The organism is Arthrobacter sp. TE12231, assembly GCF_054062895.1.
Window position 1 is genome coordinate 2,056,160 of record NZ_JBSSFS010000001.1, and the last position, 13,574, is coordinate 2,069,733.

Annotated in this window: 9 protein-coding genes; 3 read left to right on the forward strand and 6 right to left on the reverse strand. The window is 68.2% G+C overall.

Annotation, left to right across the window (positions count from 1 at the left end; all coding sequences use genetic code 11):
* Positions 1-15: 15 nt before the first annotated feature.
* Both ACVWYS_RS09365 and ACVWYS_RS09370 read right to left on the reverse strand, forming a co-directional pair.
* A complete protein-coding gene (locus tag ACVWYS_RS09365; protein ID WP_456509041.1) occupies positions 16-1,872 on the reverse strand; it encodes an ABC transporter ATP-binding protein in 1,857 nt (618 codons plus the stop codon).
* 135 nt (positions 1,873-2,007) lie between these two features.
* The gene (locus ACVWYS_RS09370; protein WP_344367762.1) at positions 2,008-2,787 is read right to left on the reverse strand and encodes a trans-aconitate 2-methyltransferase; all 780 of its coding nucleotides are present in this window, start codon (positions 2,785-2,787) and stop codon (positions 2,008-2,010) included.
* Between the two features lie 145 nt (positions 2,788-2,932).
* On the opposite strand from ACVWYS_RS09370, the gene ACVWYS_RS09375 reads away from it, so the two are divergent.
* The 3 genes from ACVWYS_RS09375 (at position 2,933) to ACVWYS_RS09385 (ending at position 7,466) form a co-directional block, all read left to right on the forward strand.
* Positions 2,933-5,479, forward strand: a complete 2,547-nt coding sequence (locus ACVWYS_RS09375; protein ID WP_456506548.1) for a DEAD/DEAH box helicase — start codon at positions 2,933-2,935, stop codon at positions 5,477-5,479.
* A gap of 87 nt (positions 5,480-5,566) precedes the next feature.
* On the forward strand, positions 5,567-6,100 hold the full coding sequence (locus tag ACVWYS_RS09380) for a GNAT family N-acetyltransferase (RefSeq protein WP_344367764.1): 534 nt from the start codon (positions 5,567-5,569) through the stop codon (positions 6,098-6,100).
* Between the two features lie 19 nt (positions 6,101-6,119).
* A complete protein-coding gene (locus ACVWYS_RS09385; protein WP_456509042.1) occupies positions 6,120-7,466 on the forward strand; it encodes an alpha/beta fold hydrolase in 1,347 nt (448 codons plus the stop codon).
* A 95-nt stretch (positions 7,467-7,561) separates the two neighbouring features.
* On the opposite strand, the gene ACVWYS_RS09390 is transcribed toward ACVWYS_RS09385, so the two are convergent.
* The 4 genes from ACVWYS_RS09390 to coaE form a co-directional block, all read right to left on the reverse strand.
* Positions 7,562-8,917, reverse strand: coding sequence for an MFS transporter (locus ACVWYS_RS09390; RefSeq protein ID WP_456509631.1), 1,356 nt, complete (start codon positions 8,915-8,917; stop codon positions 7,562-7,564).
* Positions 8,918-9,004: 87 nt separating this feature from the next.
* Positions 9,005-10,033 carry a TerC family protein gene (locus ACVWYS_RS09395; protein WP_116765757.1) on the reverse strand — a complete coding sequence of 343 codons (1,029 nt, stop codon included), beginning with the start codon at positions 10,031-10,033 and terminating at the stop codon, positions 9,005-9,007.
* A gap of 162 nt (positions 10,034-10,195) precedes the next feature.
* A complete protein-coding gene (uvrB, locus tag ACVWYS_RS09400; protein WP_116765758.1) occupies positions 10,196-12,277 on the reverse strand; it encodes an excinuclease ABC subunit UvrB in 2,082 nt (693 codons plus the stop codon).
* 40 nt (positions 12,278-12,317) lie between these two features.
* Positions 12,318-13,571, reverse strand: coding sequence for a dephospho-CoA kinase (gene coaE, locus ACVWYS_RS09405; protein ID WP_456509632.1), 1,254 nt, complete (start codon positions 13,569-13,571; stop codon positions 12,318-12,320).
* Positions 13,572-13,574 lie beyond the last annotated feature (3 nt).

Sequence of the window (13,574 nt, forward strand, 5' to 3'; positions counted from 1 at the left end):
ATGCCCGGCCGCGGCTCACAGGGTTTCCTCCAGCACGAGCTGGGACGCGGCGATCTCCCGGTAGCTTGGCGAGGACTCCATGAGTTCGGCGTGTGTGCCCTGCGCGACAAGGCGACCGTCCTCCAGCACGAGGATCAGCCCGGCGTCCACGATCGTTGCCACCCGTTCGGCGACGATCAGCACAGTGGCCCGCTCCAGCAGAGGCTCGATCGCCGCACGGAGCCGGACATCGGTCCCGTAGTCCAAGGCGGAGAAACTGTCATCGAACAGGTAGACCGGCGAATCTTTGAGCAGTGCCCGGGCGATGCACAGGCGCTGGCGTTCGCCGCCGGAGAAGTTGGTGCCGCCCTGGCTGACGGGCGCGTCGAGCCCGAGGGGCAGGGCGCGGACAAAGTCGGCTGCCTGGGCGGACTCGAGTACCTGCCACAAGTCCGGATCGGCGGCGGCCGGTGAACCCAGGCGAAGGTTTTCAGCGACCGTGCCGGAGAAGAGGTAGGAGTGCTGCGGGACGATGGCGATGAGGCCCCGCAGGGCCTCCAGCGGCATGGCCCGCACATTGCGTCCCCCGATGCTGATCTCGCCGCCGGTCGCGTCGAGGAAGCGGGGAATCAGGTTCAGGAGGGTCGTCTTGCCGCTGCCGGTCGCGCCGATGATCGCCGTCGTGGTCCCGGGGGCGGCGGTGAATGTGATGCCGTCGAGCACGGGCTCCTCGGCGCCGGGATAGGCGAAGGACACGTTGCGGAACTCGACGGCGTTTGCGGGGCGGGCAGTATGACGGGCATGCGACGTGCTCACCGGGCGTGCGGCATGTCCGGGCCGGGCCACATCTTCGGGCTGTGCGGCATGTCCGGGCTGTGCCTCATTTTCGGGCTGTGCCTCATTTTCGGGCCGGGCAGGGGCGGCGTGCGCCCCGGCGGGGGCAGCCGGGTCCGCGATGGCCGGTTTCGTGTCCAGCACCTCGCGGATCCGTTCCGCGCACGCCGCGGCCCGCGGGGCGGTCATGAACACGTACATCGCCATCATGATGGCGATCAGGATTTGCAGGATGTAGGCGATGAACGCGGTGAGGGCACCGAGCCGCATTTCGCCGGCGTCGATCCGGTGGCCGCCGAACCACACCACGCATACGGAGGACAGGTTGACCACCAGCATGATCATCGGCATCATCCCGGCCACCAGCAGGGCGGAGCGCAGGTTGTTCCGGGTGAGGTCCTTATTGGCTTCGTCGAAGCGGCGGATTTCGTGGTCCTGCCGGACGAAGCCGCGGATGACGTTGGCGCCGATGATCTGCTCGCGCAGCACCCGGCCGATCCTGTCGAGGAGCCCCTGGCCCTCGCGATACAGCGGAATCAGGCGGCGCACGATCACCGTCATGATCACCGTGAGGATCGGAATCACGGCGACCACGATCCAGGACAGCACGACGTCCTGGTGCACGGCCAGCGCGATGCCGCCGATGAAGATGGCAGGGGCCGCGATCAGCATGGTGAAGACCAGGACTGCGAGGTTCTGGATCTGGGCGACGTCGTTCGTGGCCCGGGTAACGAGGCTGGGCGCACCGAAGACCCCCACCTCCTGGGAGGAAAAGGACTGCACCTTCGCGAAGAGTTCCCCGCGCAGCTGCCCGCCAAGCTCCATGGCGACGACGGCGCCCAGGTAACCGGCCGCGATAGCCGTAGCCACCTGCACGGCGGCGATTCCGGCCATCCAGCCGCCCAGATGGAGGATTTCCCCCGTGTCCCCGCCGATGATGCCGTCGTCGATGATCGCGGCGTTCAGGGTGGGCAGGAGCAGGTTGGCGGTGGTTTGCACGAGCTGGAGCACAACGATGGCCAGCACGCTCCCCTTATGCGCGGACAGTAACCGCGCCATCAGGCTTACTAGCACCGAACCTCCATCACTTGCCCAGGGCTCGGAATAGGAATCAGCCTAACGGCCGCCCCCACGCCGCCACGTCATTGTAAGCCCCATTCCGGAGTGCCTCGTGTCAACCGGCAGACACGCCTCTCACCCGCGCTTTTGCGCCACCGCAAAGGTGCGCCGGAACGGGAAGACGGTCCCGTGCCGGCCCGCCGGATACGCCTCGTCCAGTCGCGCCGAGTACTCGGCCTCAAAGTCCCTGGCCTCGTCTGCCGGAAGGGCGGCCAGGACCGGCCTGAGCCCCGTCCCGCGGACCCACTCCAGGACAGGGTGGGCGCCCGGGAGCAGTTGCAGGTAGGTGGTTTCCCACGCATCGGCGGCGCAACCGGCGTCGAGCATGATGTCGAGGTATTCCGCCGCCTCCCCCACCACGTCGTCGTGGCGCAGGACCCCGGCGAGCCGCCCGGCCCACGCCGGAGACTCGGCCAGCTCCCGCATCAGGGTGTGGGAGGGGGCGTTGAAGTTCCCCGGCACCTGTAGCGCGAACCAGGCCCCCGGTTTGAGGGCATCAAGCCACGCGGGCAACAATTCGCGGTGTCCGGGCACCCACTGCAGGGCGGCGTTGGTGACCACCACATCGGTCTCGCCGGAGGGCAGCCAGTGCCCGATGTCGGCCAGCTCATAGGAGAGGTTGGGGGCCGCGGCCGCATGGTCCCTCGACTTGGCCAACATCTCCGGCGAGGAATCCAGGCCCACCACCTGTGCCCCCGGCCACCGGTCCGCGAGAGTTGCGGTCAGGTTGCCCGGGCCGCAGCCGAGGTCGACGACGTGCCGCGGGGCTTCGGCGTGGATCCGCCCCGTGAGGTCAAAGTACGGTCTGTCCCGGTAATCACCGAACTGCACATACTTTTCGGGATCCCATTTCACGGCTACCTCCAGTCCGCGGCGCTGTTGTCCTACCCGAAGCGTAGCCCCGGCAATGTTGGCCAGCCAAGGAGCCACGCATCCGGCGGGCGCGGCGCACCAGCCCGCCGGTGCCGCCGGCAGCATGCGGGCACTAAGCTGGACAGCAATGAAACTCGTTGATCAGCTCCCCGCCCCGGCCGCCCGAATTTCCGGCAGGACGGCCCTGGACCCGGACGAGCTCTACACCCGGTTTGTCGAGTGGACGGAGACCCGCGGCCTCGCCCTCTACACCGCCCAGGACGAAGCCATCATGGAGCTGGCTGCCGGGTCCAACGTCATCCTGGCCACGCCCACCGGGTCCGGTAAGTCCCTCGTGGCCATTGCCGCGCACTTCCAGGCCATGGCCCGCGGACAGCGCAGCTACTACACCGCCCCGATCAAGGCCCTCGTCTCGGAGAAGTTCTTCGCCCTCTGCGAGATCTTCGGGGCCGAGAACGTCGGCATGATCACCGGTGACTCCGGCGTCAACCAGGACGCGCCCATCATTTGCTGCACCGCCGAAATCCTGGCCAACATTGCCCTGCGCGAGGGTTCGGCGGCTGAACTCGGTGCCGTCATCATGGACGAGTTCCACTTCTACTCCGACCCGCAGCGCGGCTGGGCGTGGCAAGTGCCGCTGCTGGAACTGCCCCAGGCGCAGTTCCTGCTGATGTCGGCGACGCTCGGCGATGTCAGCCGCTTCGAGGAAGGGATCAGCGCCCTGACCGGCCGTCCGACGACGACCGTCAGTTCCGCCGAACGCCCTATTCCGCTGCACTACTACTACGAACAGACTCCGGTCCACGAGACCCTCGAAGAGCTGCTCGCCACCAAGCAGGTCCCGGTCTACGTGGTGCACTTCAGCCAGGTCGAGGCGATCGACCGGGCACAGAACCTGATGAGCATCAACGTCTGTACCCGCGACGAGAAGGACAAGATTGCCGAGCTCATCGCCGGGTTCCGCTTCGCCGCGGGCTTCGGCAAGACCCTCAACCGGCTGGTCCGGCACGGGATCGGCGTCCACCACGCCGGCATGCTGCCCAAATACCGCCGGCTTGTGGAGCAGCTCGCCCAGGCCGGCCTGCTGAAGGTCATCTGCGGCACCGACACCCTCGGGGTGGGCATCAACGTGCCGATCCGCACCGTGCTGCTCACGGCACTGAGCAAGTACGACGGCGTGCGCACCCGGCTGCTGAACTCCCGCGAGTTCCACCAGATCGCCGGGCGGGCCGGACGCGCCGGCTATGACACCGCCGGGACCGTGGTGGTCCAGGCCCCGGAGCACGTGACCGAAAACGTGAAGGCGATGGCCAAGGCCACCGCCAAGTTCGGCGACGACCAGAAGAAGCTGCGCCAGGTGGTCAAGAAGAAGCCCCCGGAAGGCTTTGTATCCTGGGGCGAACCGACCTACAAGCGGCTCGTGGAGTCGGTGCCGGACCCGCTCACGTCCAGTTTCACCGTGACGCACGCGATGCTGATGAACCTCATGGAACGTCCCGGCGACCCGTTCCAGGCCGCCCGGCGCCTGCTCACCGAGAACCACGAGACCCGGTCCTCGCAGCTGCGGCTCATGAAGAAGGCCCTGGGCATCTACCGCGAACTGCTCGCTGCCGGCGTCGTGGAGCGCATCCCGCTTCAGGAGCAGGGGCCGGACGGCCGCACGGTCCGGCTCACGGTCCACCTGCAGGCCAACTTCGCCCTCAACCAGCCACTGTCCCCCTTCGCCCTCGCAGCGCTGGAACTCCTGGACCCGGAGTCGCCGTCGTACGCCCTGGACGTCGTGTCCGTGATCGAGGCGACCTTGGAGAAGCCGCGCCAGATCCTGTCGGCCCAGCAGAAGAAGGCGCGCGGCGAAGCCATCGCGGCGATGAAGGCCGACGGCATCGAGTACGACCAGCGCATGGCGATGCTCGAGGAAGTCACGTACCCGCAGCCGCTCGCCGAGATCCTCGGCGAGGCCTTTGAGGTCTACCGCAAGGCCGCCCCGTGGGTGGGCGACTTTGAACTTGCCCCCAAGTCCGTGGTCCGGGACATGTACGAGCGCGCCATGAACTTCGGCGAATTCGTGCAGTTCTACGGCTTGGCCCGCTCCGAGGGGATCGTGCTGCGCTACCTCGCCGACGGTTTCAAGGCACTCCGGCAGACCGTCCCGCAGGACGCCCTCCGGGAGGACCTGGAGGATCTCATCGCCTGGCTGGGCGAACTGGTCCGGCAGGTTGATTCCAGCCTGCTCGACGAGTGGGAAGAGCTGACCTCCGGCGCCGCGCCCACCCCGCATGACGCTCCCCCGCCCCCGCCGCCGTCGCTGACCTCCAACGTCCGGGCCTTCCGGGTGATGGTGCGCAACGAGATGTTCCGCCGCGTGGAGCTCTTCGCCGATGAAGCCGCCACGGCCCTGGGCGAGCTCGACGCCGGGTCCGGCTGGGACGCGGAACGCTGGGAGGATGCGCTGGATGATTACTTCGACGAACACAACGACATCGGCACCGGCCCGGACGCCCGCGGCCCGGGGCTCCTGATCATCACCGAGGAACCCGGGGTGTGGAAGGTCCGGCAGATCTTCGATGACCCGGCCCGCCACCACGACTGGGGCATCTCCGCCGAGGTGGACCTGGCGGCCTCGGACGAGTCCGGGACCGCCGTCGTCCGCGTCACGGACGTCAACCGCCTCTAGCGGGACTGCGCCCAGTGTCTGGCATGCGGCACGGGCACCCGCGAAGTCCGTCACCCGCCCGGCAGATGCCCCGAGTAAACTCGAACAATGAGTGTAATCCGGCCTGCCGCCCCGCATGACGTCCCTGCCATCCTGCAGATGATCCACGACCTCGCCATCTACGAGAAGGAACCGGACGCCGTCCGGAACACCCCCGAGATGCTCACCGGGGTCCTGTTCGGCGAGAACCCCCGGGTCTTCGCCACCATGGCGGAAAATGCCGACGGCGAGGTCCGCGGTTTCGCCCTCTGGTTCCTGAACTACTCCACGTGGGAAGGCGTCCACGGGATTTACCTGGAGGATCTCTACGTCCGGCCCGAGGCCCGGGGCGAGGGCCATGGCAAGGCACTGCTCCAGCATCTGGCCGCCACCGCCGTCAGCCGCGGGTACGCGCGGGTCGAATGGAGCGTCCTGGACTGGAACGAGCCCTCGATCAACTTTTACAGGAAGCTCGGCGCGGCCCCGATGGACGAATGGTCCACCTTCCGTCTCACCGGCGCCGCGCTGGAAGCTTTCGGCGGCTCCGGCGCGGGCTCGGACGATTTCCGTGCAGGCGTCCGCGAGGAGGCCACCCGTGGCTGATCTTCCGGTGACGGGGCTCATGGGAGCCGCCCTCCTCGAGTCCGGATCCAGCGTCCGGCGCCACGTCCGGGCGCGCCACACCTACCGCGGCATGCGCACCGCGGAACACTACTTCCAGGTACCCCTGGACCACTTCAGCGAGGACGGACGCCGCGGCGAGACCATCACGGTGTTCGCCCGCGAATACGTGTCCACCGAGCACAGCGAGGAAGCGGCGGCCGAGCTTCCCTGGCTGCTCTACCTGCAGGGCGGCCCCGGCGGGCGCGGTAACCGGTTGCCGTCCCTGGGCGGCTGGAGCAAGGCCGCGGCACGGGACTTCCGGATCCTCATGCTGGATCAGCGCGGCACCGGCCTGTCCTCGGCAATCGACCGCAACACGCTGCCCCTGCGCGGCAGCGATGCGGCGCAGGCCCGCTACCTGACGCACTTCCGCGCCGACTCCATCGTCGCCGACGCCGAGGCCATCAGGTCGGCCCTGGGCGCCGCGCCCTGGACCGTCTACGGCCAGAGCTACGGCGGATTCTGCGCCCTCAGCTACCTCTCCTTCGCGCCCGAGGGGCTGCGCGAGGTGCTCGTGACCGGCGGCCTTGCCCCGCTGGGCGGCTCCGCGGACCGCGTGTACCGGGCAACGTTTCAGCGCGTCGCGGCCCGGAACGCCGAGTACTTCAGCTGGTACCCCGAGGACCGTGCCGCCGTCACCCGGATCGCCGGGCATCTGCGGGAGACGGAGGAATTCCTGCCCGACGGCGGCCGCCTCACCGTGGAGCGCTTCCAGATGGTGGGTTCCTTCCTGGGTGGCAATACCCGGGTGGATGCGCTCCACCACCTGCTCGAGGACGCCTTTGTGGCCACACCCGACGGCGACCGCCTCTCGGACGCGTTCCTGGAACAGGTCCGGGGCCTCGTGTCCCGGGCCTCGAACCCCCTGTACGCGCTGATGCACGAATCCATCTACGGCCAGTCCGCGGCTACCGACTGGGCCGCCTGGCGGGTCCTGGCGGAATTCCCCGAATTCCGCCCCGACGCCGCGGAGCCGCTCCTGACCGGTGAAATGGTCTACCCCTGGTATTTCGAGCAGGACCCGGCCCTGCGCCCGCTGCAGGGCGTGGCACGGCTGCTAGCCGAGAAGGACGACTGGGGCCCGCTCTACGATCCGGAGCGGCTGGCCTTCAACACCGTGCCCGTCGCTGCGGCCGTGTACACGGACGACATCTACGTGGACCGCGAGCTCTCCCTGGAAACCGCGGCCGCCGTCCGCGGCCTGCAGGTGTGGGAGTCCGACGAGTTCCATCATGACGGCATCGCGGACGACGGCGAGGCGATCTTCGGTCGCCTGCTGGGGATGGCCCGCTCCGCCCGCCGCTGAGCGGGCACACGGACCCGGCTTCCGCCGCTGCACGGACATCGGGCGTGCGGACATCCGCCGTGTGATCAGCTGCTGTGCGGGAAGGGGTCGGGCTGCTAGGCCGCTGCGGCGGTTGCCCGGCCCCTCGCCGCAGCCGGGACGGCGACGGCCAACACCCCCGCGGCGAGGGCGGCTGCAGCCAGGTTCAGTCCCTGGTAGCCGACGCCGGCCATCACGAGGCCGGAGAAGCCGGCGCCGAGCGCCCCGGCGGCCCCCATGAGGGTGTCTGAGACGCCCTGGACAAGGACGCGGTCCTCGGCGGAGACGCTTTCGGCGAGGAGCGTGGAGGCCGCGATGGTGGCCGCCGACCAGCCCAGGCCGAGCAATACCAGTCCCGCCGTGACCAGGACGGGTTGCTGCTGCCCGAATCCGGCGACGCAGACGGCGAGCAGAATCAGCCCGTGCCCCAGAATGATCACGGGGAGGCGGCCGGTCTTATCGGTGAGCCAGCCCATCACCGGCGAAAGCGCGTACATGCCGGCGATGTGCAGCGAGATCGTGAAACCGATGAGGACCAGGAGGTCCGTGCTGGCGGCATGGACATGTCCGGCCGGCATGTCGGCCATGGGGCCTTCGGCGAGGAGCTGGAGATGCAGCGGGGTCATCGACATCACGGCCACCATGCAGCCGTGCGCGGCCACGATCGCGAACAGGGCCAGGCGTGCCCGCGGTGACTTCCGGACAGCCCGGAGGCCGGCGCGGAGGCCGTGCCGGCGTCGGGCAGCCGTGGTGCCTTTCGCCGCCAGAGGCTCGCCGGCCGCCCTGATCCGGGCCGCGAGCAGCAGCGGATCCGGGCGCAGGCCGATGACCAGCAGCACGGCGGCCAGGGCCAGCCCGGCGGCGGAGAACACGAACGGTCCGGCCAGTGCCGGCAGGCCCAGGGCCTCCCCCACAGCTGCTCCCGGACGGATCAGGTTGGGTCCGGCGACGGCGCCGATCGTCACCGCCCAGACAACGATTGCGAGGGACCGTCCGCGGTGTTCGGCGTCGGCGAGATCGACGGCGGCGAAGCGGGCCTGCAGGTTGGCGGCGGTCCCCAGGCCCAGCATCGCGGCTCCCAGCAGCAGCACCGGGAACACCCCGGACACCGTGGACGCGATGATGAGCAGGGAGCCGGCCATGGCCGACAGCTGGCCGGTCACGAGCGCCGCCCGGCGGCCCCGGCGTCCGGCCAGGCCGGCGAGGGGCAGCGCCGCGACGGCGGCGGCCAGTGTCACCGCTGTGGTGACGGAACCGGCCCAGGCATTGGAGCCGGACAGCTGGACGGCCAGCAGGGAGCCGACGGAGAGACTGGCACCGCTGCCCACGCTGCTCAGGAGCTGGGCAACGCTCAGGACGGAAACGGTGCGGCGCTGGACCCGGTGCAGGTCCAGCGCCGCAGAGTCACGTGCCGCAGGGTAGAAGGTCTTCACGGTCCGAGCATAACGCGTCCGGCACCTGCCGGCGCCTGCCGGAAGGCGCCGGCCGAAGGCCCGCGCCGCGGACCGGTCGCGCCGGAGCTATTCGACGTCGCTCAGGCTCTTGCGGGCGTCCTCTTCGAGCCGGGCGTCCAGCTTGGATTTGGACGCCTTGGAGCTGATCAGGCTCGCGATCACCGCGATGATGATGGTGCCGATGATCACGGCGAGGGAGACGTAGGTGGGGATCTCCGGCGCCCATTCGATGTGCTGGCCGCCGTTGATGAAGGGCAGTTCATTGACGTGCATGGCGTGCAGGACCAGCTTGACGCCGATGAACGCCAGGATGACGGACAAGGCGTGCTTGAGGTAGATGAGCCGGTTCATGAGGCCGCCGAGCAGGAAGTACAGCTGGCGCAGGCCCATGAGGGCGAAGATGTTCGCCGTGAAGACGATGAAGGCGCTCTGGGTGAGGCCGAAGATCGCCGGGATGGAGTCGACCGCGAAGAGCAGGTCCGTCATGCCGATGGTGACAAAGACGATCAGCATGGGGGTGAAGACCTTCTTGCCGTCCACCACCGTGCGGAGCTTGCCGCCGTCGAACTTTTCGGACATCGGCAGGACCCTGCGGATCCGCGCGATCAGCGGGTTTTCCTTGTCTTCCTCGTCCTCGCCCTCGTCCTGGGCCTGCTTCCACGCGGTCCAGAGCAGGAAGGCGCCGAAGATGTAGAAGACCCAGCTGAACTGCTCGATCACGATCGCGCCGAGCATGATGAAAATGCCGCGCAGGATCAGGGCGATGATGATGCCCACCATGAGCACTTCCTGCTGGTACTTACGCGGTACCGAGAAGCGGGCCATGATGATGATGAACACGAACAGGTTGTCGATGCTGAGGCTGTATTCCGTCACCCAGCCGGCGATGAACTGGCCACCGAACTCCGGTCCGGTGAAGGCGAACATGGCGCCGGCGAACACCAGGGCCAGGGCCACGTAGAACGTGACCCACAGTCCGGCTTCTTTCATGGAGGGCTCGTGCGGGCGCTTAAGCACCATCAGCAGGTCAATGGCCAGGATGATGCCGAGAACGACAAACGAGCCGATCTCGAACCACAGGGGAAGGTCGGGCACGGGGAAATACCTTTCGTAGGGTACAGCTCAGCGGTGTAAGTCTCTCCGACCGCCGGCGCGTGATGCCGCCGTGCTGCCCGCTACGCCCGGCACGGCATCGTAGCCGTGCGTGTTGACGATCGTAGCGCTTGGGATACTCCCCTACGTTCGTCCGAGTTTACCCTAGGCGTGCCCCGCCGACTGCATTTGCCGCAGTTCCTTCTTCAGGTCCCCCACCTCGTCGCGGAGCCTCGCCGCGAGCTCGAACTGCAGCTCCCCGGCCGCGGCGTGCATCTGCTCCGTGAGCTGTTCGATCAGCCCGACAAGGTCCTCGGCCGGGGCCGCCGCGAGCCCGTCCGCCCGGATGACCGCGGCGCCCTTGCCCTTGCCGCGGTTCTTGCCTGCCGCCGCCAGCAGTTCGCGGGTGTCCGCGTCTTCCTTGGCCAACTGGTCGGTGATGTCCGCGATCTTCTTCCGGAGCGGCTGGGGGTCGATCCCCTTCTCCGTGTTGTAGGCGACCTGGATGGCGCGCCGGCGGTTGGTCTCGTCGATCGCGTGGGCCATCGAGTCCGTGATCCGGTCCGCGTACATGTGCACCTGGCCGGACACGTTACGTGCGGCGCGGCCGATGGTCTGGATCAGGGAGGTGGACGAGCGCAGGAAGCCCTCCTTGTCCGCGTCCAGGATGCTCACCAGCGAGACCTCTGGGAGGTCGAGGCCTTCACGGAGCAGGTTGATGCCCACTAGGACGTCGAAAACGCCCATCCGCAGTTCCCGCAGGAGCTCCACGCGGCGCAGGGTGTCGACGTCGGAGTGGAGGTACTCCACCTTCACGCCGTGGCCCAGGAGGTAGTCGGTGAGGTCCTCGGCCATCCGTTTGGTCAGCGTGGTCACCAGGACGCGTTCGTTCTTGGCCGTGCGGGTGCGGATCTCGCCCAGCAGGTCATCGATCTGGCCCTTGGTCGGCTTGACGATCACCTCGGGATCGATCAGGCCGGTGGGCCGGATGATCTGCTGCACAAAGCCGTCGGACTTGCCGAGCTCGTACTTGCCCGGAGTGGCGGAGAGGTAGACGGTCTGGCCCACGCGCTCAAGGAACTCATCCCATTTCAGCGGCCGGTTGTCCATCGCCGACGGCAGCCGGAAGCCGTGGTCCACCAGCGTCCGCTTGCGGGACATGTCGCCCTCATACATGGCGCCGATCTGCGGGACGGTGACGTGCGATTCGTCGATCACCAGCAGGAAGTCGTCCGGGAAGTAGTCGATGAGGCAGTGCGGCGCGGTCCCGCCGTCGCGGCCGTCGATGTGCCGGGAGTAGTTTTCGATGCCGTTGCAGAAGCCCATCTGCTGCATCATTTCGAGGTCGTAGGTGGTGCGCATCCGCAGCCGCTGGGCCTCGACGAGCTTGTTCTGGCTTTCCAGGACCTTGAGGCGTTCGGCGAGCTCGTCCTCGATTTTCGTGATGGCCCGGCTCATGCGTTCCGGCCCGGCGACATAGTGCGAGGCAGGGAAGACGTACATCTCGGTCTCATCCCGGATCACCTCGCCGGTCAGCGGGTGCAGCGTGTAGATGTTCTCGATCTCGTCGCCGAAGAACTCGATCCGGATCGCCAGTTCCTCGTACATGGGGATGATTTCCACGGTGTCGCCGCGGACCCGGAACGTGCCGCGGTGGAAGTCCATGTCATTGCGGGTGTACTGCATGGCGACGAACTTCCGCAGCAGGTCGTCGCGGTTCATCTCCGCACCCTTGCGGAGCGTCACCATGCCGGCGATGTACTCTTCCGGGGTGCCGAGGCCGTAGATGCAGGACACCGTGGCGACCACCACGACGTCGCGCCGGGTCAGCAGGGCGTTCGTCGCGGAGTGGCGCAGACGTTCGACTTCCTCATTGACGGAGGAGTCCTTCTCGATGAAGGTGTCCGTCTGCGGCACGTAGGCCTCAGGCTGGTAGTAGTCGTAGTAGGAGACGAAGTACTCGACCGCGTTGTTGGGCAGCAGTTCGCGGAATTCGTTGGCCAGCTGCGCGGCAAGGGTCTTGTTCTGCACCATCACCAGGGTGGGGCGCTGGACCTGCTCGATCAGCCACGCCGTCGTCGCGCTCTTACCGGTACCCGTGGCGCCAAGCAGCACCACGTCCTTCTCGCCGTTGCGGATCCGCTCGGTGAGTTCCGCGATCGCCGCCGGCTGGTCGCCCGCGGGCTGGAAGTCGCTGATGACCTCAAAGGGCGCCACGACACGGTTGATTTCCTGGGCAAGGCTCATGTATCTAATCTACCGCCGGCCCCCGACACGATGTCCTGATTCAGCTTTGGGCAGTAGCGGGACCGGCGTCGTCACCGGCGTCGTCACCGTACGACGGCGGCTGCCAGCCGGTGCGCGACACCCACGCTTCCATCCGGGGCGCGGCGTAGTCGGTGAACCAGCCTTCCTTGTCCGCCGCGTAGCCGGCGGTGGACTTGTCGACGTCGTGCAGCCCGGCCACCCGGATCTTCTCGGCGACATAATCCGCACCGGCCCGGGCGTCGGCGCGGAGCCAGTCACGGAAACACAGGGCGTACCGCCAGCCCGGCGATCCGGCGGCCCGGAGGTGCAGGTTCACGGCCCGGCCGGGATCGGCGTTGCCGTGCAGTCGTTTGCCCCAGTCGGCGGGGTCGGAGTGCGAGGGTTTGGGGTTGTCGGAAATGATGCCGGGCCAGCGCGGGAATCCGGCCTCGGCCAGCAGCGGCGCGATCCTGTCTGCGGCCTCGAGGTCGCGGACGCCCAGCTGCAGGTCGATCACGTCCTTGGCGTCCAGGCCCGGGACGGCAGTGGAGCCGATGTGGTCCAGGGACAGCACGTCCTCCGGCACAGCGGCGCGGAGCCGGTTGATGAGCCGGCCCGCCTGCGCCGCCCAGGACGGATCCGCCGGTGCAAGGACCGGGCCGCCGGTCCGCGGCGCGATCTTTTGCTCCTTGAGGTTCAGTGCGAAGGGCGCCAGCCGCCCTTCCCACAGCGCATCCACCGCGTGCCTCAGTTCGTCGGGGGTGCCCGAGTTGTCCAGCACGACGTCCGCGGCTCCCAGCCGGTCCTCACGGCTTGCCTGCGCGGCCATCCGGGCGTGCGCCTCGTCGACACCCATATTGCGGTGTTCGGCCATGCGCCGGACCCGGACGTCGTCCGGGGCGTCGACCACTACCACGAGGTGGAAGTTCTTCCCCTGTCCGGTTTCCACCAGCAGGGGGATGTCCTGGACTACGACGGCGCCGGCCGGGGCGGCCGCCACCATCGCCGTGGCGCGCTCCCGGACCAGCGGATGGACGATTCCGTTCAGCACGGCCAGGCGTTCCGGATTGCCGAAGACCAGGGAACCCAGCCGGGCCCGGTCCAGCCGGCCATCGGAGGTCAGGATGGCGGCGCTGAACGCCTCGACCACCCGTGCCAGCCCGGGCGTGCCGGGCTCTACGACGTCGCGGGCCAGCGCATCGGCGTCGACAAGCACCGCGCCGAGCTCCCGCAGGCGCGCGGCAACCAGTGACTTCCCCGACGCGATCCCGCCGGTCAACCCGATCTTCAACACCAC